Raw genomic sequence first — 20,409 nt, 5'->3', positions numbered from 1 at the left:
CATCATCGCCGATGCCCGGCGACCACCCGCAGCGCAGTGTCGACAAACGTCGGCGACGTCGGGTCCAGCCAGTGGATCCGCTGGTCGCGGCGGAACCAGGAGCGTTGCCGCCGGACGAAGCGCCGGGTCGCCCGGATCGTCTCGTCGTGCGCCTGCGCCTCGTCGGTCCCGCCGGCCAGGAAGCGCAGCACCTGCTGGTAGCCGAGCGCCCGGCTGGCCGTCCGTCCGTCGGCCAGGCCCTGCCCGAGCAGCGTACGGACCTCGGCGACCAAGCCGTCGGCCCACATCCGGTCGACCCGGCGGGCGATCCGCTCGTCCAGCGACGCGGTGTCCTGGTCGACACCGAGCTGTACCGCCGGGTAGTACGGCGTCGGTTCGGGCAGCGAGGCGGCGAACGGTGCCCCGGTCAGCGTGATCACCTCCAGCGCCCGGACGATCCGACGACCGTTGCCGGGCAGGATGCCGGCCGCCGCCACCGGGTCGGCCTCGGCCAGCCGGGCGTACAGCGGGGCGGGGCCGAGCTGTGCCAGTTCCGCCTCCAGCCGCCCGCGTAGCGCCGGATCGGTGCCGGGGAACTCGAACTGTTCCAGCACCGCCCGCACGTAGAGGCCGGAGCCGCCGACCAGCAGCGGCACCCGCCCCCGGGCCAGGATGTCGTCGACCGCCGCGCGGGCCAGCCGCTGGTACTCGGCGACACTGGCCGGCTCGGTGACCGACCAGATGTCCAGCAGGTGGTGCGGCACGCCGTCCCGCTCGGCCGGGGTGAGCTTGGCCGTGCCGATGTCCATACCCCGGTAGAGCTGCATCGAGTCGGCGTTGACCACCTCGCCGCCCAGGGCGTGCGCCAGCGCGATGCTCAACGCCGACTTGCCCGCCGCGGTCGGTCCGACCACGGCGACGACCGTGCCGCTCACCGCACCCGCCCGTCCGTCCGGGTCCAGGAGGCCACCAGGTAACCGACGCCGTACGGAGCCGAGTGGTGACGCAGCTCACCGTGCCAGTCACCGCCGGCCGCCCGGACCGCTCCGGCCAGCACCTGCCAGGCCGCCCGCCCGGCGACCCTCAGCTCCGCCGACACCACCGGGTCCAGGCCGAGCAGCGCGTCGACGTCCGCGCCGGCCAGGGCACGGGCCACCCCCTCGTCGTACGCCCCGGCGCGCGGGTCGTCGTAGCCGGGCGCCTTCGGCCCGTGGCAGGCCGAGCCGTCCCCCAGCACCAGCAGTGCCCACGGCCCGTCCGATACTGGCCCGTCCGATACTGGCCCGTTCGCCACGAGCCCGGCCCCGAGCGCGGCGCACCGGTCGACCGACGCGTCCGGGGCGACGCTGACCATCCGCCAGGCGGTGGGCACCGGTGGTTCCACCCGGTCCACCAGCCAGGCCCCGACCAGCAGACTCAACGGCAGTTCTCCGGAGCCCCCACGCAGGCCGGCACCGGGCGCGCGGAGGCCGGCAGCGGAACCGGGACCGGGGGGTCCGGGGTGGGCAGCGACGGAACCGGGGAGGACAGGGGCGGAACCGGGCTCGGGGCCGGTCGGCCCCGGGCCGAGGCTCACCGTCCGGGGCAGGCCCCAGGGGGTGAAGCTGCCCCGGTAGGGGGGCTCCAGTTCGGCGGTGTGCTCGCCGGAGCCGACCAGCACGACGGTGCGTGCGCCGGCTGCGTAGAGGGCGGTGACCGCGACGGCGCAGGCGGCACGCAGGTCCGCCAGCTCGGGCGCGGCGGTACCGGCCAACTCGGGCACGATCAACGGCGGGTGCGGGCAGACGGCCGCGGCGACCAGGGGCACCAGGCCACGTTACCGGCCGGGCACCCCCGGCCCCCCGGGTCACCCCGACGGTCCACCACCGGCCCGGGGCACCTCCATGACTGGCAGCCCGCCGACCCGCGGGCACCACCGACCCCGGACAACCGGTGGCCCCGGGCACCGGCGGCCCCGGATCATCGGCGGCCCCGGATCATCGGCGGCCCCGGATCATCGGCGGCCCCGGATCATCGGCGGCCCGGTCTCACCATCGGCCCTGCTCGACCATCGCCCCCGGGCGACCGGCTACCCCGGGGAGCACCGCGACCGGGCGGGCCGTGTCGGCGGGGTCCGGCGGTCAGCCGGGTTGGCCGCCCCAGCCACCCTGGATCATGGTCTGGAACCGCCACTGCCCGCCGGTGCGGACCAGCACGTCGGCGTAGCGCACCCGCTGCCGCTCGCCGTCGAGGGTGAACTCGGCCTCGGTGAGCACCACGGCCAGGCTGCGGGTGAGGAAGTACGGCGTGCGGCGGCTCTCCATGCGCAGGTCACCACCGCCACCGAGCACACCGCCCATCATCTCCAGGTACGCCGCCCGGTCGAGCTGGCGTGCGGAACCCTCGCTGGCCGCGTCGTCGGTGACCGTGTTGAGCGGGAACATCGCCAGCTCGGCGGTCCCGGTCACGTCACCCGCCTCGGCCAGGGCGTCGTAGCGCCGGAACCACTCGTCCAGCTCGGCGAGGTCGGCGGGATCGGGCACGAAGCCGGGGTCGGCCGGGGGCGTCATCCGGGTGTGGGACTGGGTCATCCTGCTCCTCCTCGTCCGCCCGGAGTACGGGCGGCAGCATCGTGTACGTCGTACGGTACACCGTACGGCGAAAGGCGACACTCCCCCCGCGGAGTCTGTGTGTGGGTGCTAGGACACCGTATGGTCACGGTCAGACACAGGCGCTCGACGGGGACGGGGGCGGACCTGTGACAATGCCGGGAGCAAGTTGGCTGCGCCGTGGCGGCGATCGCGGGGGGTTTCCCGTCGACGCCGGGAGAACGAGGATGTGCACATGAGCGACTGGACTGCCTTCGGACGGGTGGACGCGGACGGCACCGTGTACGTGAAGACCGGCGATGGTGAGCGGGTGGTCGGATCCTGGCAGGCGGGTGCCCCCGAGGAGGGCTTGGCGCACTTCGCCCGCCGCTTCGCCGACCTGGTCACCGAGGTTGACCTGACCGAGGCACGCCTCAACTCGGGTGCCGCCGACGCGGCTGGTTCACTGGGCACGGTCCGGCGGATCCGGGCCTCGCTGGCCGAGGCGCACGTCGTCGGGGACATCGACGGCCTCGCCACGCGGCTGGACAAGCTCGCGGTCGTCGCCGAGGAGAAGGCCGGCGAGGCCCGTGCCGCCCGGGAGGCGGCCCGGGGCGAGGCGCTCGCCCGCAAGACCGCCCTGGTCGAGGAGGCCGAGAAGCTGGCCGCCGAGTCCACCGGTTGGAAGACCGCCGGTGACCGGCTCAAGGAGATCCTCGACGAGTGGAAGACCATCCGGGGGGTCGACAAGAAGGCCGACGGTGAGCTGTGGAAGCGGTTCGCCGCCGCCCGGGACGGCTTCACCCGGCGTCGGGGCGCCCACTTCGCCTCCCTCGACCAGCAGCGCAAGCAGGCGCACACGGTCAAGGAGGAGCTGGTCGCCGAGGCCGAGAAGCTCTCCGACTCCACCGACTGGGCGGCGACCGCCAACCAGCTCAAGGAGCTGATGAACCAGTGGAAGGCCGCTCCCCGGGCCGCCAAGGAGTCGGAGCAGAAGCTCTGGGAGCGGTTCCGCGCCGCGCAGGACGCGTTCTTCAGCCGGCGTAGCGAGGTCTTCTCGGCCCGGGACAACGAGCAGCGGGCCAACCTGGAGCGCAAGCAGGCGCTGCTGGTGGAGGCCGAGGCGTTGGACGTCGACGGCGACCCGAAGGGCGCCCAGGCCAAGTTGCGGGAGATCCAGGCGCAGTGGCACGAGGCCGGTCGGGTTCCCCGGGAGGCCGCCGCCGGTTTGGAGCGGCGACTGCGGGCGATCGACGACAAGGTCCGCGAGGTGATGGACTCGGCCTGGCGACGGACCACCAAGGAGGACAACCCGCTGCTCGCGCAGATGCGGGCGCAGGTCGCCGAGGCCGAGGAGCGGCTGGCCCGCGCCCAGGCCGCCGGGGACGCCCGTCGGGTCCGGGAGGCCGAGCAGGCGCTCGCCTCCAAGCGGCAGTTCCTCCAGCTCGCCGAGCAGGCCGGCTGACCCCGACCACCCCGGAAGCCCTCGTTCCCCCCTGGGGACCGGGGGCTTCCGCATGTCCCACCCCGACACCCACCCCGCCCCGCCGAGCCCGACCGGCATGATCGTGCTCGATCGTGGATGTAGTGGTGTCCCGACGGTGTGATGCCACGACAACCAGGATCCGAGCCCACCGCCCGGTCAACGGCACGGCCGCCCGGTGGCGACCACCGGGGGTGCGGTTGACGCATCGAGGCGGGCTGATCAGAATGAGCGGCGGAGCCAGGTCTGTCCCACCGGCGCGAGGGCACCGACGACGGACACCGTCGTGGGGAGTCGCCGGGGCACCGCAGCGAGTGGCCGCGTCCACGTGACCCGGCACGTCGCGCGCTGTCCGCGTACCCGAGGAAAGCGGGACGGACCGGCGGCGGCCGGCGTTCCCCCTGGTTTTCCGCCCTGCGTCGCCGTGGTGACGCCGGGCATCCGAAGTGGAGCCCGAATGTACCGACCCCGTTTCATCGGCGCGGCGCTGACCGCGCTCGCCACCGCAGCGGCCGGCGTGATCGTCGCCGCCACCGTCGGCACCGCGCCGGCGTCCGCAGCCGGCACCGGCACCGGCTACCTGCACACCAACGGCAACAAGATCGTCGACAGCACCGGCGCGACGGTACGGCTGACCGGCATCAACTGGTTCGGCATGGAGACCGACAACCGGACGTTCCACGGCCTGTGGTCGAACAACCCGTGGCGCGGGCAGCTCGACAAGATGGCCAGCCTGGGCTACAACACGCTGCGCATCCCGTTCTCCAACGACGCGCTGAAGCCGGGCGCGACGGCCACCGGGATCAACGACTTCGTCAACCCTGACCTGGTCGGCCTCTCCCCGTTGCAGATCCTCGACAAGGTGATCAACTACGCCGGCAGCAAGGGTATGCGGGTCATCCTGGACCGGCACCGGCCGACGTCGGCCGGGCAGTCGCCGCTCTGGTACACCTCGACGGTCTCCGAGGCGACCTGGCTCGCCGACTGGAAGATGCTGGCCCAGCGGTACGCCGGCAACACCACGGTGATCGGCGCGGACCTGCACAACGAGCCGCACGCCGAGGGCACCAACCCGGCCGCGACCGGTGCGTGCTGGGGCTGCGGGGACACCGCCCGGGACTGGCGGCTGGCTGCCGAGCGGGCCGGCAACGCCATCCTCGGGGTGCAGCCGAACTGGCTGATCTTCGTGGAGGGGGTGAGTTGCCCCAGCGGTGGCCTGTCGAACGTCTGGGACAACGACACCAGCAACGACGAGGACTGCGGCTGGTGGGGCGGCAACCTGTCCAAGGCCGGGCAGTTCCCGGTCCGGCTGAACGTGGCGAACCGGCTGGTCTACTCGCCCCACGAGTACGCCACCAGCGTCTACGAGCAGGACTGGTTCAAGGCCGCGGACTTCCCGGCGAACCTGCCGGCGGTCTGGGACCGCTACTGGGGTTACCTGTACAAGCAGAACATCGCCCCGATCATGATGGGCGAGTTCGGCAGCACCCTGGCCGACCCCCGGGACAAGGTGTGGCTGGAGAAGCTGATGGCCTACACCGGTACCGGCGTCAACGGGATGTCCTTCACCTACTGGTCGTGGAACCCGAACTCGGGTGACACGGGCGGCATCGCGCTGGACGACTGGACCAACATCAACACCGCCAAGCAGGCGATCCTCCAGCCGTACCTGATCCCGCCGACGGGTGGCGGCACCGACCCGACCGGCACCCCGACGCCGACCACCACCGGTCCGACGCCGCCGCCGACCACCACCCCTCCCCCGCCGCCCACCACCCCGCCGCCCACCACCACGCCCCCACCGGCCGGTGGCTGCACCGCCACCTACAAGCAGGTCAACGCGTGGCAGGGTGGTTTCCAGGGTGAGTTGACCGTGAAGAACACCAGTTCGTCGGCGGTCAACCCGTGGTCGGTGACCTGGACCTGGCCGGCCGGGGTCACCCTGGTCAACGGCTGGAACGCCACGGTCACCCAGTCCGGCACGACGGTGACCGCCGCCGCACCGGGCTACGCGGCGTCCCTGGCGGCCGGCGCGTCGGTCACCGTGGGCTTCACCGCCAACGGTACGGCCGCCGCGCCGGGCGCGGTGAAGCTCAAGGGCACCGCCTGCTGAGCCACCCCGCCCGTGGTTCCGCCACCGGGTCGCCGGTCGACGCTTGCGTCGGCCGGCGACCCGGTGGCTCGTCCGCCGCTGCCGGCGGTGTCCGACGCGCCGATTTACATCTGCGACTGTCTATGCTTTGCTCAGGAAAGCGCTTGTCCGGGCCGCGGGCGCACCACACGGGAGCCACCTCGTACCGACCTGACCCCCTGGCAGGAACCGATCGGCGACGTCCCGAGTCACCGCGGGTGCCCACTGGCGCGGCAGCCACCGGCGGCTCTCCCGTCGACGGCAGCCCTGTCCCACCCGAAAAGGACGCAGCATGCGCACACCCCGGCGTCGTACGACGCTGATCGCCGCCACCACCGTCGCCCTGCTCGCCACCAGCGCCCTCACCGCCGTCGCCGCCCACGCCGCACCCGGCTGCGCGGTCAGCTACACCGTCGGCGGCCAGTGGCAGGGCGGCTTCACCGGCAACGTCACCGTCACCAACCTCGGCGACCCGCTGTCGAGCTGGAGCCTGCGCTGGTCGTACTCGGCCGGGCAGACGGTCAGTGACGCCTGGAACGCCACCGTGTCGCAGAGCGGCAGCACCGTGACCGCCGCCAACGTCGGCTACAACGGGAGCGTGCCGACCGGCGGGACCGTCTCCTTCGGATTCAACGGCACCTGGAACAACTCCAGCAACCCGGCGCCGACCAGCTTCACCCTCAACGGGGTGACCTGCACCGGGACCACCGCCCCGACCAATGCGCCGACCACCCCGCCGTCGAGCCCGCCCCCGCCGACCACGCCCCCGCCGATGACGCCCCCGGCGACCACCCCGCCCCCCAGCCAGCCGCAGACCGGCCTGGTGGGGTGGGCCACCCAGAACGGCGGCACCACCGGCGGCGGCAGCGCCGGCGCGACCACCGTCAGCACCGCCTCGGCGCTGACCAGCGCGTTGAACGCCACCGGCGCGGCGGTGATCCGGGTCTCCGGCACCATCAACTGCTCGGGCATGCTGCGGGTCCGGTCCAACAAGACCGTCCTCGGCAACTCCGGGGCGACCATCGTCGGCTGCGGGTTCACCGTCAACGGCGACCGCAACGTCATCATCCGGAACCTGACGTTCCGCAACTGGAGCGACGACGCGATCAACGTGGAGGGGTCGGCCACCAACATCTGGATCGACCACAACACCTTCAGCAACGGCTACGACGGCACCGTCGACATCAAGCGGGGCTCGGACTTCGTGACCGTCTCCTGGAACCGGGTCTACAGCCACGACAAGACGATGCTGCTCGGGCACAGCGACGACAACGGCAGCCAGGACATCGGGCACCTGCGGGTCACCTACCACCACAACTGGTACGACGGCAGCAAGCAGCGCAACCCCCGGGTCCGCTTCGGCAACCCGGTGCACGTCTACAACAACTACTACTACAACAACGCCGGTTACGGGGTGGCGTCCACCATGAGTGCCGGGGTGCTCGTCGAGGGCAACTACTTCGAGAACGTCAAGGACACCTACCACCTCGGTGAGGGCGACTCCGGGCCGGGCAGCCTGGTGGCCCGCAACAACCACTTCGTCAACTCGCCCGCCGGGCAGACCGGCGGCAGCGTCGCCGGCATCCCGTACTCGTACAACCTGGACAGCGCGAGCAGCGTGAAGTCCATCGTGACGGCGGGTGCCGGCGCGGGCCGGATCTCGGTCTGACCGCACACCGGTCGGGGTCCGCCACACCGGCGGACCCCGGCCGGGGACCACCCGCCGCACCCGACACCGACCGACACGCCGGTCCGCCGGCGTCGGCCTCGGCCTCGGGCCGAGGGTCGGCCTCGGCGTCGGCCTCGGGCCGAGGGTCGGCGTCGGGCCGAGGGTCGGCCTCGGGCCGAGAGTCAGCGTCGGGCCGAGAGTCAGCGTCGGGCCGAGAGTCGGCATCGGCGTCGGCCTCGGGCCGAGGGTCGGCGTCGGGCCGAGGGTCAGTGCGCGGCGCAGCCGGTGGTCGGCGCGGGCTGCGCGGCCGGCGGCCCGACCGTGGGCAACCCGAGCGATACCCCCGGGGTACGCGGGGCGCGACCAGCCTCGGCGGCGTCACCGGCCCGGGTCCGCCGGTGGGCCAGCGGGGCGCCGTCGGCGTTGAGATGGTGCGGAGCGGCGTACGTGACCGTGGTGTGCACGATGTCGCCCGGCCGGATGGTGCCGGCCGCCCCGGGCTGGCCGGCCGCCCCGGCCGCGAAGTGCACCAACCGCCCGTCCCGGGCACGGCCGGACAACCGGCCGGTGCGCTCGTCCTTGCGCCCCTCGCCGACGGCGACCAGCACCTCGACGGTCTCGCCGACCAGCTTGCGGTTCTCCGCCCAGGTGATGTCCTCCACGCAGGCGACCAACCGCTCGTACCGTTCCTGCACCACCTGCTTGGGAAGCTGGTCGGGCATGGTGGCCGCCGGGGTGCCGGGGCGCTTGGAGTACTGGAAGGTGAACGCCGAAGAGAACCGGGCCGCGCGCACCACGTCGAGGGTCTGCTCGAAGTCCGCCTCCGTCTCGCCGGGGAACCCGACGATGATGTCGGTGGTGATCGCGGCGTCCGGCATGGCGGCCCGGACCTTGTCGATGATGCCGAGGTACCGCTCGGACCGGTACGACCGGCGCATCGCCCGTAGCACGTCGTCGGAGCCGGACTGCAACGGCATGTGCAGGGAGGGGCAGACGTTCGGGGTCTCGGCCATCGCGGCGATCACGTCGTCGGTGAAGTCCTTGGGGTGCGGGCTGGTGAACCGGACCCGCTCCAGCCCGTCGATGTCCCCACAGGCGCGCAGCAGCTTGCCGAAGGCGTACCGGTCGCCGAACTCGACGCCGTAAGAGTTGACGTTCTGGCCGAGCAGGGTCACCTCCAGTACCCCCTCGGCGACCAGCGCGCGCACCTCGGCGAGGACGTCACCGGGGCGGCGGTCCCTCTCCCGGCCGCGCAGCGAGGGCACGATGCAGAACGTGCAGGTGTTGTTGCAGCCCACCGAGATCGACACCCAGCCCGCGTACGTCGACTCGCGCCGGGTCGGCAGGGTGGACGGGAAGACGTCGAGGGATTCGAGGATCTCCACCTCGGCGGCGGCGTTGTGCCGGGCCCGTTCCAGCAGCACCGGCAGTGAGCCGATGTTGTGCGTGCCGAAGACCACGTCCACCCAGGGGGCCTTGCGGACGATGTCGCCGCGGTCCTTCTGGGCCAGGCAGCCGCCGACGGCGATCTGCATCCCCGGGTGCCGGTCCTTGACGGGACGCAGGTGACCGAGGTTGCCGTAGAGCCGGTTGTCGGCGTTCTCCCGGACGGCGCAGGTGTTGAACACCACCACGTCCGGGTTGTCGTCGGCCTCGGCGACCCGCACGTAACCGGCCTGTTCGAGCAGGCCGGAGATGCGCTCGGAGTCGTGCACGTTCATCTGGCAGCCGTAGGTGCGCACCTGATAGGTACGCGGGCTGCCCGCCGCTGCGGTAGTCATGACGTGCACAGCGTATCCGGGCCGACCGAACCGGGCCGACCGGGAAGACCCGAACAAGGAGGAGCCGTGTGCCGGAGCATCAAGACCCTGCGTGAGCCGTACGTGCCGGCGGTGACGCCCGCCGACATCGAGGCGGCGGCGTTGCAGTACGTCCGGAAGGTGTCCGGCTTCCGCGCCCCGGCCGCGCACAACGCGGCGGCGTTCGAGGCGGCGGTCAGCGCGGTGACCGCCGCCACCGCGACCCTGCTGGACCAGTTGCAGGTCCGGAGCACCCGCCCCACCCCCACCCCCTGACCCCCACCCCACGCTCCTGTCGATCATGGAGTTGTGGTGGACGGATCAGACTGATTTGACCCGTTCTGCAAGCGCCACAACTCCATGATCGACGGGGTGGGGGGGTGGGGGGTGGGGGGTTAGGCGGCGGCGAGGGCTGGGTTGACCGAGTCGGGTGCCCAGCGCGAGCCACGGCACCGCGACCAGCCCCGGCAGGCCGGGTGTGCCAGGGTGCAGAGCCGGCGGGCGGACAGCATCTCGCCGTCGTCGGTCTCGGTCACCTCGAAGTGCACCGGCCGGATCGTGCCGTCCGGCGCGACCAGCAGGTGCCGACCGGCGTCGAGGGTGTCGTCGGTGAGCAGGCAGTCCCGGTCGAGCAGCCGGGCCAGCGCGGCGACCGTGCTCAGCTCGTGCCGCGACTCCGGTACGCCGTAACAGTCGACGACGGTGCCGAACTCCCCCGGGGCCTGCCAGACGTCGCAGATCACCGCGTGCCTGGGCAGCCGGCCCGGGTCCGCCACCGCCAGCGGCATCACCACCCGGCCGAGCGCCTCGGCCAGGGCCGGGTAGACCGTCACCGGTTCGGCCCGGTCGATTCTCCAGTTCCACAGCTCGGTCATGCCGCCTCCTCGCTGCGTTAGTTCCCACCGGCCTCCGGATCGGGCCTTACTGACGATGGTGCGGGGCATTTGCCCCCAGCCGGGGGCAAGTTACCGGTCTGTGACCATTCCGGGCAAAATTTCCTAGGGTGCCATTGCGGGGAGTGGCCGGAAGATGACAGTTTATCGGGTACCGTGCCCAGCCCGGGCAGCCCGACCCAGGGCAGCCCGACCCAGGGCAGCCCGATGCGAGCCAGTCCGGCCCGGGCCAGCCCGACACGGATCAGCCCGACAAGGATCAGCCCGACCCAGGCCAGCCCGACCCAGGCCAGCCCGATGCGGGCGGCGCCGCCGTACGCCCGCCGCATCGGGCGTCAGCGGACCACGACCATCGACCCACCCCGGGGCAGCAGCTCGCCGACCACCGTGCCACCGGGCACCTCACCGGCCAGCAGCAGTCCACCGGAGGTCTGCGCGTCGGCCAGCAGCAGGCGGTCCGCCTCACCGGTCGACCCGAAGTCGGTCCACGGGCGCACCCAGTCCAGGTTGCGCCGGGTGCCGCCGCTGACGTGCCCGTCCCGGACCGCCTCCCGGGCACCGGGGAGGTAGGGCACCCGGGCGGCGTCGATCGCCACCGTCAGCCCGCTCGCCCGGGCCAGCTTCGAGGCGTGCCCGAGCAGCCCGAAACCGGTCACGTCGGTGCCGCAGCGGACACCGGCCGCGACGGCGGCACGGGCGGCGTCCCGGTTCAGCGTGGTCATCGACGCCACCGCCTCGGCGGAGACCTCGCCGGTGGCCTTGTGCCGGGTGTTGAGCACCCCGACGCCGAGCGGCTTGGTCAGCGACAGCGGCAGCCCGGCCCGGCCGGCGTCCAGGGTGATCAGCTCCTCCGGGCGGACCAGCCCGGTCACGGCCAGCCCGTACTTCGGGCCGTCGTCGTCGACGCTGTGCCCGCCGGCCAGGTGGCAACCGGCCTCCCGGGCCACGTCCTGACCGCCACGCAGCACCTCCCGGGCCAGTTCCAGCGGCAGGACGTCCCGGGGCCAGCAGAGCAGGTTGATGGCGACCAGCGGGGTGCCGCCCATGGCGTACACGTCCGACAGGGCGTTCGCGGCGGCGATCCGCCCCCAGTCGTAGGCGTCGTCCACGACCGGGGTGAAGAAGTCGGCCGTGGTGACCAGGCCGGTCCGCTCGTCCAGCCGGACCACCGCGGCGTCGTCGCCGTGGTCCAGGCCGACCAGCAGCTCGGCGCTGCCGGTGGCCGGGCCGAGCCCGGCGACCATCGCCTCCAGCTCACCCGGCGGGATCTTGCAGGCGCAGCCGCCACCACGCGCGTACTCGGTCAGGCGGACCCGGTCGGTCATCCCCCCATGCTCTCCGCCCGTCGGCCGGCCCGCCACCCGACGGCCCGACAGAAGGCGGAATTCGGACGTCGGCACCCAGCCGGCACCGGTGTTACCTCTCCGTGACCCGTGGAGTTGCGTTCCGCCACGTCGCCCCGCCTACAGTGGCCCAACCGGGGGTGGAGCGCCCCCGGTTTCCGGTACGACGACAGGGACGGTGGACGACGTGACGACCGGCGAACCGCTGATCGTGCTGGACGGGGTCAACAAGTGGTTCGGCCCGCTGCACGTGCTGGACAACGTGTCACTCTCCGTCGGCAAGGGTGAGGTCGTCGTGGTGATCGGGCCGTCCGGCTCCGGCAAGTCGACACTCTGCCGGACGATCAACCGGCTGGAACCGATCAACGACGGGACGATCACCTTCGACGGGCAGCCGCTGCCGGCCGAGGGCCGGGCGCTGGCGAAGCTGCGCAGCGAGGTCGGCATGGTGTTCCAGTCGTTCAACCTCTTCGCCCACAAGACCATCCTGGAGAACGTCACCCTCGGGCCGATCAAGGTCCGCAAGGAGAAGCCGGCCGCCGCCCGCGAGCGCGGCCTGGCCCTGCTCGACCGGGTGGGCATCGCCAACCAGGCCGACAAGTACCCGGCCCAGCTCTCCGGCGGCCAGCAGCAGCGGGCGGCCATCGCCCGCGCGCTGGCCATGCAGCCCAAGGCGATGCTCTTCGACGAGCCGACCAGCGCGCTCGACCCGGAGATGGTCGGCGAGGTGCTGGACGTGATGACCTCGCTGGCGAGCGAGGGCATGACGATGGTGGTGGTGACCCACGAGATGGGCTTCGCCCGGCACGCCGCCAACCGGGTCATCTTCATGGCCGACGGGCAGCTCGTCGAGGACGCCCCGCCGGCGGAGTTCTTCGCCAACCCGCGCAGCGAGCGGGCCCGGGACTTCCTCTCCAAGATCCTCACGCACTAGGCGTCCGTAGTGGAGCGCGCCGGTTCCCGGTGCATTCCGACGAAGAAGGAGATCAGTATGCGTATGAAGCGCGTGGCGGCAGTCGCCGCGGCGGCTACTCTGGCGCTCGGTCTGGCCGCCTGCGGTGGCGACGACGCCGACGAGGGCACCGGTTCCGGCAGCAAGTCCTTCGCCGCCGGCAGCACCATGGAGAAGCTCAACAAGGCGCAGAAGATCAAGATCGGCACCAAGTTCGACCAGCCCGGCTTCGGCCAGAAGGGCCTGTCGGGCAAGCCGGAGGGCTTCGACGTCGAGGTGGCCAAGCTCATCGTCAAGGAGCTGGGCATCCCCGAGGACAAGATCGAGTACGTCGAGACGCCGTCGAAGGTCCGTGAGGACGTCATCGTCAACGGCACCGTCGACCTGGTCGCGGCCACCTACACGATCAACGACAAGCGCAAGGAGCGGATCGCCTTCGCGGGGCCGTACTACGAGGCCGGCCAGAACATCCTGGTCAAGAAGGACGACACCACCATCACCGGCCCGGACTCGTTCAAGGACGGCGCCAAGAAGGTCTGCTCGGTGACCGGGTCCACCCCGGCCGAGGAGATCAAGAAGTACGTCAAGGACGTCGGCACCCAGCTGGTGCTCTTCGACACGTACGACAAGTGCCGTGACGCCCTCAAGGGCGGCCAGGTCGACGCCGTCACCACGGACAACGTGATCCTGCTCGGCTACATCGCCAAGGACGAGGCGTCGTTCAAGCTGGCCGGCGAGAACTTCACCAAGGAGCCGTACGGCATCGGGGTGAAGAAGGAGGACAACGACTTCCGCAACTTCGTCAACGACACGCTGGAGAAGGCGTTCAACGACGGCAGCTGGAAGAAGGCGTGGGACGACACCGCCGGCAAGTTCGGCGCGGAGCTGGGCAGCGCGCCCACCGTCAACCGTTACTGATCTGACCTCGATCTGGAGGGTGGGGAGGAACACCGGCCCGTGAGTGTGCTCATCGACAAGTTCGACGTCTTTGCGGGTGGTTTCTGGCTCACCCTCCAGATCTGCGTCCTCGCCGCGTTCGGCGCCCTGGTCCTGGGCGCCGTCATGGCGGTGCTGCGCATCTCGCCGGTGCCGCCGCTGCGCGCCGTCGGCACCGCCTACGTGAACATCTTCCGGAACATGCCGCTGACCGTGGTGATGTTCTTCGCCGCCTTCGGCCTGCCGGCGCTCGGCTCCAATGCCGACTTCCTGCGGATCCCGGTGCTGGACTCGCTGTTCACCCGGCTCGGTACCGACCTGCCGTACTTCCGGTTCGCGCTGATCGCCCTGGTGCTCTACACCGCCGCGTTCGTCTGCGAGGCGCTGCGGTCCGGGGTCAACGCGGTGCCCCCCGGCCAGGCCGAGGCGGCCCGCTCGCTCGGCCTGACCTTCGGCCAGAACCTGCGGCACGTCGTGCTGCCGCAGTCCTGGAAGGCCTCGGTCGTGCCGCTCGGTTCGGTGATCATCGCGATGATCAAGAACTCCGCGCTGATCGGCTTCTTCGGCGTGGTGGGCGACCTCTCCCAGAGCGCCGACCAGCTCACCTCCGCCGAGGGCTACGCGTTCATCCCGGTCGCCATCGGCATCTCGATCGGCTACCTGATCATGACTGTGCCGCTCGGCGCGCTGCTCGACCGGCTGGAGAAGCGACAGGCGGTGGCCCGATGAGTCAGCAGACCAGCGTCCTGTACGACGTCCCCGGCCCGCGCCAGCGGCGGATCACCCTGATCAGCAGCATCGTCGCCACCGTGCTGCTGGCAGTCGGCGCGTACTTCCTGATCTACCGTCCACTGGACGACAAGGGCCAGTTCTCGATGGAGCTGTGGGGGCCGCTGGTCGACCCCTCCAACGAGAATTTCTCCCAGGTGTGGGACCGGATCGGCCTCGGCCTGAAGAACACCCTGACCGCCGCCGCGCTGGCCATCGTCGCCTCGCTGGTGGTCGGCACCCTGCTCGCGGTGCTCCGGATCCAGCTCAAGAGCCTGACCCGGCGACGTTTCACCGGCATGGCCACTCCGGTGTCCTACCTGCTGCGCGGGCTCAGCGTCACCCTCTCGGCGGTCACCCGGGTCTGCGTCGAGGTGTTCCGGGGCCTGCCGGTGGTGCTCACCATCTTCTTCGTGGCCCGGGGCTTCCCCGAGTTCGGCATCTCCTTCGACACGCTCTGGTACCTGGTCATCGGCCTGACCGTCTACAACTCCGTGGTCATCGCCGAGATCCTCCGCTCCGGCATGGAAGGGCTGCCCGGCGGGCAGGCCGAGGCCGCCGCCGCGATCGGCCTCTCCCCCGCCCAGACCACCCGGATGATCCTGCTGCCCCAGGCGTTCCGGATCATGCTGCCGGCGCTGATCAGCCAGCTCGTCGTGGTGCTCAAGGACACCTCGCTGGGCTTCATCATCAGCTACGAGGAAACCCTCAACATCGGTAAGCAGATCATCGGCGTGCTGGACAACCCGATCCAGGTCTACGTGGTGATCGCCGCCCTCTTCATCCTGGTCAACTACTCGCTGTCCAAGCTGGCCCAGTTCGTCCAGCGACGGCTCTCCCGGGGCCGCAAGTCGGCCGGCACCCCGGCCCCGCAGGCCCCGGCCACCGCGCTCGTCTCCCAGGCCGGGGGCGGCGGAGGCGGCGCGGTCGGTAACTGATCCTGCACGGCACGAGGGCCGGTCCGGAACTCCGGACCGGCCCTCGTCACCTCGTACGGTCGTCGGCGCTCGTCGTGTCTTCCAGCCCCGCACCGGTCAGCGGGCGATCTCGGTGACCCGGGACTCGCGGACCACGGTCACCCGGATCTGCCCCGGGTAGGTCAGCTCCTCCTCGATCTGCTTGGCCACGTCCCGGGCGAGGACCGCCGCGCCGATGTCGTCGACGTCGTCCGGCTTGACCATCACCCGGATCTCCCGGCCCGCCTGCATGGCGAAGACCTTCTCCACGCCGAGCTTGCCGGCCGCGATCTCCTCGATCCGTTCCAGCCGCTTGACGTACGCCTCCAGGCTCTCCCGCCGGGCCCCCGGCCGCCCGCCAGAGCAGGCGTCGGACGCCTGGGTGAGGACCGCCTCGATGGTCTGCGGCGGCACCTCGTTGTGGTGCGCCTCGATGGCGTGCACCACGTCCTCGCTCTCGCCGTACTTGCGGGCCAGGTCCGCGCCGATGATGGCGTGGCTGCCCTCCACCTCGTGGGTGAGCGCCTTGCCGATGTCGTGCAGGAACGCCGACCGCTTGATCGTCGGTACGTCCAGCCGCAGCTCGGCGGCCATGATCCCGGCGATGTGCGCGGTCTCCACCAGGTGCTTGAGCACGTTCTGCCCGTACGACGTGCGGTAGCGCAGCCGGCCGAGCAGGGTGACCAGCTCGGGGTGGATCTCGGTGATGCCCACCTCCACCAGGGCGTCCTCGGCGGCCCGGTGGCACAGCTCCTCCACCTCCTGCCGGGCCAGGTCGTGCACCTCCTCGATCCGGTGCGGGTGGATCCGCCCGTCGAGGACCAGCTTCTCCAGGGTGAGCCGGCCGACCTCGCGGCGCACCGGGTCGAAGCAGGACAGCAGCACCGCCTCCGGGGTGTCGTCGATGATCAGGTTGACCCCGGTCACCGACTCGAAGGCGCGGATGTTGCGCCCCTCCCGGCCGATGATCCGCCCCTTCATCTCGTCCCCCGGCAGGTGCAGGACGCTGACCACGCTCTCCGCGGTCTGCTCGCTGGCCACCCGCTGGATGGCGTCCACCACGATGTGCCGGGCACGCTGCTCGGCGGTGCTGCGGGCGTCGGACTCGATGTCCCGGACCAGCAGCGCCGCCTCCCGCTTCGCCTGGGTCTCGATCGCCTCGATCAGCTCCGCGCGGGCCGACTCGGCGGTCAGCCCGGCGACGCGTTCCAGTTCCCGGCGGCGCTGTTCCTCCGCCACGGTCAGCGCGGCCTCCCGGGCGCTGACCACCGCCTCCCGCTCGGCCAACGCGGCACTGGCGGCGGTGAGCTGACGCTCGCGTTCGGCCAGCCGCTCCACCTCCTCGGTGTGCAGCCGCTCCCGCTCGTCCATCCGGGCGGCCCGGCGTTCCACCTCGGCCGCCTGCTCCCGCGTCGTCGCGGCGAGCACCGCCACCTCGCGCTCGCCGCTGCGCCGGGCGCTGGCCCGCAACTGCTCGGCGTCCGCCTCGGCCTGTTTGTGTGCCCGTTCCAGGACGGTGTCCGCCTCGGCACGGGCGTCGTCGAGCACCCGGCGGGCCTCCGCACGGGCCGACTTCGCCTCCGCCTTGGCCCCGGCCGCCTCGGCGCGGGCCGCGGAGGCGGCGGACTTCGCCACGTCGATGGTGCTGTTCACCTCGTCGGCGGCGGTCCGCAACGCGGCCAGCGACTGTTCCTGGCGGTCCTTCTCGGCGATGAAGGCGGGGTCCTCCGGGGCGGGTGCGACGCTGATGCGACGCAACGCGCGTACGCCGACCAGGACGGCACCGACCACGACCAGGGCGAGGAGTCCGACGACGACCAGGAGCACCACGTCGAAGGTGCTCATGCCGGCGTCCCGTCAGCAGCGCCGACAGGGCACCGCACCGCCCCGGTGGGCTGTCCCGGCCCGCCGGGCGGCACGGTGACGGATGGCCGGGCGGCGTCGGCCCGGCAGCGACGACCCGGTCGGGGTGGAGCAGCACCACCGGCAGTTCCCGGGCCGCGTCCGCGCCCGCCACCGCCTCCTGGAGACCCCCGGTCCCTGTGCCGACCCACCATGGTCGCGCCTCCCCAAACGTCTACGCCGCAGGGGAACCGTGCCGAAGGGCACGCACCTCTGCGGCTCTGGACGCCCGACCGAGCGGCTGGCCGTAGGGATAGCTCTCCGTCGGCGGTGCCCAGGGGGCATCGCCGACAGCCGGGTGCAGTTGTCGGGTCGGCTCCGGACCGGCTGTCCGGAGCGACCGTCAAGGCCGGTGGAGCTGGCCAAAGTGATGCGGTTCTGTTACGAGATCTATGTTGTGCGCTTAGCCTGCGCTGGTCGGGCAAAGTGAGCCTGTATGGCGAGGCTAGGTCGAGGAAGGCCGTTCGGTCAAGAACTCATGATCAAACCACCCGAACGGAGAGAGTCGGGGACGTCACCCACTGGTGATGCAAGTCCGGACACCACTCCACAAAACTCCCGTTTCATACGCCCATCGGCCGTCCTCCGGCCGCTGTTCACCTCCGGCGCCTGCGGCCCTCCACACCCGGGCGTCTCTCCACTCCGCTTGCTGTCCGGACCGGGGCCGCCCTCCGGACCAGCGCCCACACCCCACGCCGCAAGATCGCACTGTTTCCTGGTTGCAGTGGCCTCCGAAACGACGGATACCGCTACAACCAGGTTCGAGCACGATCTTGCGGGATGTGGGAGTAGGCGGAACGGCAAGGGAGGCTACGCAGGTGCGGATACGCGCGGGGTCAGTCAGGTGACGCCCAGGGCGCAGGTCCAGGCGGGTGGCGGTACGCAGGGGTCAGGTGACGCCCAGGGCACGGGCGTGTGACGCCAGGGTGGCAGTGTCGGAGGGCGGGCCACCGTCCGGGAGGTACCGGCCAGCACGTCGGCGTCGATCTGCACCGGTCAGCCCCGCTCGCCCCCGGCACCGGCACCGGCGTCGAGCTGCACCGGTCAGCCCCGCTCGCCCTCGGCGTCGGCCAGCGCGTCGGCGTCGATCTGCTCGGCGAACTCGGCAGCCTCGGCGCTCTGCGCGGCGAGCGCGTCCTTCACCGCCCGGATCGCCACCCCGGGCGGGTAGCCCTTGCGGGCGAGCATGCCGACCAGCCGGCGGAACACCGCGTCCGGCTCACCCCGGGCGGTCCGCAGCTTCCGGTCGACCAGGGCGCGGGCGGTCTGCGCCTCGGTCTCCTCGTCCAACTCGTCGAGGGCCTCGCTGGCCACCTCGCCGTCCACGCCACGCTGGCGCAGCTCGTTGGCGAGCGCCCGGCGGGCCAGCCCGCGGCCGTTGTGCCGGCTGGAGACCCAGGCCCGCGCGAAGGCCGCGTCGTCGATGATGCCGACCTCGTCGTAGCGGTCGAGCACCCCGGCGGACACCTCCGCGGAGATGCCCTTCTTCGCCAGCACCCCGGCCAACTCGGCCCGGGTACGCGGACGCAGCGCGAGCTGCCGCAGGCAGATCTCCCGGGCCACCTCGCTCTCGTCACGAGGCGTCGACTCACCGGACGTCGGCGCGGCCGGGTCGGACCGCCCCCGGCGACCCCGGCGAGGGCCGGGAGTGGTGTCGTCAGCGCCCGGGCGGGGGCCGGGAGTGGTGTCGTCAGCGCCCGGGCGGGGGCCGGGAGTGGTGTCGTCAGCTCCCGCGCGGGGAGGGGCGGCGTCCCAACCCCGCCCCGTGCGGGCGCGTCGTCCTGCCATCCGACCGCGGCCGGTCAGAAGTCGACCGGCGGCAGCTCAGGGCCACCGGCGGCGTCACCCGCACCGACCCCCACGCCGAGCTTCTCCAGGATCTTCTTCTCGATCTCGGCGGCCACGTCCGGGTTCTCCTTCATGAACTCCCGGGCCTTCTCCTTGCCCTGGCCGAGCTGGTCACCGTCGTAGGTGTACCAGGCACCGGACTTACGGATGATCGACTGCTCGACGCCGACGTCGATCAGCGAGCCCTCGCGGGAGATGCCCTTGCCGTACATGATGTCGAACTCGGCCTGCTTGAACGGCGCGGCGACCTTGTTCTTGACGACCTTGACCCGGGTGCGGTTACCGACCACGTCGGTGCCGTCCTTGAGGCTCTCGATGCGGCGCACGTCGAGCCGGACCGAGGCGTAGAACTTCAGCGCCCGACCACCGGTGGTCGTCTCGGGCGAGCCGAACATGACGCCGATCTTCTCGCGGAGCTGGTTGATGAAGATCGCCGTGGTGCCGGTGTTGTTGAGCACGCCGGTGATCTTCCGGAGCGCCTGGCTCATCAGCCGGGCCTGGAGACCGACGTGGCTGTCGCCCATCTCGCCCTCGATCTCGGCGCGCGGCACCAGGGCCGCCACCGAGTCGATCACGATGATGTCGATCGCGCCGGAGCGGACCAGCATGTCGGTGATCTCCAGCGCCTGCTCGCCGGTGTCCGGCTGGGAGACCAGCAGGGCGTCGGTGTCGACGCCGAGCGCCTTGGCGTAGTCGGGGTCGAGCGCGTGCTCGGCGTCGACGAAGGCGGCGATGCCGCCGGCCCGCTGGGCGTTGGCCACCGCGTGCAGGGCGACCGTGGTCTTACCGCTGGACTCGGGGCCGTAGATCTCGACGACCCGGCCCCGGGGCAGGCCACCCACCCCGAGCGCCACGTCGAGCGCGATGGAGCCGGTCGGGATGACCGAGGTCTGGACGACCGGGCGCTCGCCCAGCCGCATCACCGACCCCTTGCCGAACTGCTTGTCGATCTGAGCGAGAGCAAGGTCGAGTGCCTTCTCCCGGTCGGGCCCTGCGGCCATGTTTGCCACTCCTGCCTTCGCCGGCGTCTTTCCTGAGCTTCGCGTCACGCGGACACGCTAGGCGCTGGGTCCGACAGAAAACCAGCCGACGGGCCGCGAGCTGTGGACGAGCACCCCGCTGTGGACAATAGCCGAACAGGTGTACGAGACGGCAAGCGACACACGGAAGTGCCGGATCGGCA

Annotated in this window: 17 protein-coding genes; 8 read left to right on the top strand and 9 right to left on the bottom strand. The window is 71.7% G+C overall.

The annotated features are described in order from the left end of the window. Positions 1-2: 2 nt before the first annotated feature. From miaA to O7612_RS09075, 3 genes are all read right to left on the bottom strand, one after another. Entirely contained in the window at positions 3-941 is a 939-nt protein-coding gene (gene miaA, locus O7612_RS09085; RefSeq protein ID WP_282273851.1) for a tRNA (adenosine(37)-N6)-dimethylallyltransferase MiaA, read from the bottom strand. Further along, a complete protein-coding gene (locus tag O7612_RS09080) occupies positions 911-1,786 on the bottom strand; it encodes a class III extradiol dioxygenase subunit B-like domain-containing protein (protein WP_282272192.1) in 876 nt (291 codons plus the stop codon). Before O7612_RS09080 ends, miaA begins: the two co-directional genes overlap by 31 nt. 313 nt (positions 1,787-2,099) lie before the next feature. Then, a complete protein-coding gene (locus tag O7612_RS09075) occupies positions 2,100-2,549 on the bottom strand; it encodes a hypothetical protein (protein ID WP_282272190.1) in 450 nt (149 codons plus the stop codon). Positions 2,550-2,802: 253 nt separating this feature from the next. On the opposite strand from O7612_RS09075, the gene O7612_RS09070 reads away from it, so the two are divergent. The 3 genes from O7612_RS09070 to O7612_RS09060 all read left to right on the top strand — a co-directional run bounded on the left by O7612_RS09070 (position 2,803) and on the right by O7612_RS09060 (position 7,829). Beyond that, positions 2,803-4,011: a DUF349 domain-containing protein gene (locus O7612_RS09070; RefSeq protein WP_282272189.1), complete on the top strand. Its 1,209-nt coding sequence runs from the start codon at positions 2,803-2,805 to the stop codon at positions 4,009-4,011. Between the two features lie 475 nt (positions 4,012-4,486). Beyond that, positions 4,487-6,142 (top strand): cellulase family glycosylhydrolase, encoded by a 1,656-nt coding sequence (locus tag O7612_RS09065; protein ID WP_282272188.1) that lies wholly within the window; start codon positions 4,487-4,489, stop codon positions 6,140-6,142. Positions 6,143-6,452: 310 nt separating this feature from the next. Further along, complete coding sequence (locus tag O7612_RS09060) at positions 6,453-7,829, top strand: cellulose binding domain-containing protein (protein ID WP_282272187.1); 1,377 nt, start codon at positions 6,453-6,455, stop codon at positions 7,827-7,829. Between the two features lie 266 nt (positions 7,830-8,095). Here the strand turns inward: O7612_RS09060 and miaB are convergent, their stop codons facing one another. Beyond that, positions 8,096-9,610: a tRNA (N6-isopentenyl adenosine(37)-C2)-methylthiotransferase MiaB gene (miaB, locus tag O7612_RS09055; RefSeq protein ID WP_282272186.1), complete on the bottom strand. Its 1,515-nt coding sequence runs from the start codon at positions 9,608-9,610 to the stop codon at positions 8,096-8,098. 66 nt (positions 9,611-9,676) lie between these two features. Here miaB and O7612_RS09050 point away from each other — a divergent pair, with 66 nt between their 5' ends. Continuing rightward, a complete protein-coding gene (locus O7612_RS09050) occupies positions 9,677-9,904 on the top strand; it encodes a DUF2277 family protein (protein WP_282272185.1) in 228 nt (75 codons plus the stop codon). 119 nt (positions 9,905-10,023) lie between these two features. Here O7612_RS09050 and O7612_RS09045 read toward each other — a convergent pair whose 3' ends face one another. Further along, the gene (locus tag O7612_RS09045) at positions 10,024-10,503 is read right to left on the bottom strand and encodes a hypothetical protein (protein ID WP_282272184.1); all 480 of its coding nucleotides are present in this window, start codon (positions 10,501-10,503) and stop codon (positions 10,024-10,026) included. 353 nt (positions 10,504-10,856) lie between these two features. After that, complete coding sequence (gene selD / locus O7612_RS09040) at positions 10,857-11,846, bottom strand: selenide, water dikinase SelD (protein WP_282272183.1); 990 nt, start codon at positions 11,844-11,846, stop codon at positions 10,857-10,859. A gap of 196 nt (positions 11,847-12,042) precedes the next feature. Here selD and O7612_RS09035 point away from each other — a divergent pair, with 196 nt between their 5' ends. From O7612_RS09035 to O7612_RS09020, 4 genes are read left to right on the top strand one after another with little or no spacing between them, the layout of a single operon-like run. Further along, positions 12,043-12,798, top strand: coding sequence for an amino acid ABC transporter ATP-binding protein (locus O7612_RS09035; protein ID WP_282272181.1), 756 nt, complete (start codon positions 12,043-12,045; stop codon positions 12,796-12,798). Positions 12,799-12,855: 57 nt separating this feature from the next. Continuing rightward, positions 12,856-13,734 carry a glutamate ABC transporter substrate-binding protein gene (locus O7612_RS09030; RefSeq protein ID WP_282272179.1) on the top strand — a complete coding sequence of 293 codons (879 nt, stop codon included), beginning with the start codon at positions 12,856-12,858 and terminating at the stop codon, positions 13,732-13,734. Between the two features lie 39 nt (positions 13,735-13,773). Continuing rightward, on the top strand, positions 13,774-14,481 hold the full coding sequence (locus O7612_RS09025; RefSeq protein ID WP_282272177.1) for an amino acid ABC transporter permease: 708 nt from the start codon (positions 13,774-13,776) through the stop codon (positions 14,479-14,481). After that, a complete protein-coding gene (locus O7612_RS09020) occupies positions 14,478-15,458 on the top strand; it encodes an amino acid ABC transporter permease (protein WP_282272176.1) in 981 nt (326 codons plus the stop codon). Before O7612_RS09025 ends, O7612_RS09020 begins: the two co-directional genes overlap by 4 nt. Before the next feature lie 96 nt (positions 15,459-15,554). Here O7612_RS09020 and rny read toward each other — a convergent pair whose 3' ends face one another. The 3 genes from rny to recA form a co-directional block, all read right to left on the bottom strand. Next, on the bottom strand, positions 15,555-17,321 hold the full coding sequence (gene rny / locus O7612_RS09015; RefSeq protein WP_282272175.1) for a ribonuclease Y: 1,767 nt from the start codon (positions 17,319-17,321) through the stop codon (positions 15,555-15,557). Between the two features lie 1,101 nt (positions 17,322-18,422). Then, positions 18,423-19,166: a regulatory protein RecX gene (locus tag O7612_RS09010; RefSeq protein ID WP_282272173.1), complete on the bottom strand. Its 744-nt coding sequence runs from the start codon at positions 19,164-19,166 to the stop codon at positions 18,423-18,425. 14 nt (positions 19,167-19,180) lie between these two features. Continuing rightward, on the bottom strand, positions 19,181-20,227 hold the full coding sequence (gene recA, locus O7612_RS09005; protein ID WP_067315772.1) for a recombinase RecA: 1,047 nt from the start codon (positions 20,225-20,227) through the stop codon (positions 19,181-19,183). Positions 20,228-20,409: the final 182 nt, after the last annotated feature.

The sequence above is a fragment of the Micromonospora sp. WMMD987 genome (assembly GCF_029581435.1).
Taxonomy (GTDB): Bacteria; Actinomycetota; Actinomycetes; order Mycobacteriales; family Micromonosporaceae; genus Micromonospora; species Micromonospora rifamycinica.
The sequence above is the reverse complement of the archived record's forward strand: the minus strand, read 5'-3'. Positions and strand labels throughout refer to the sequence as shown.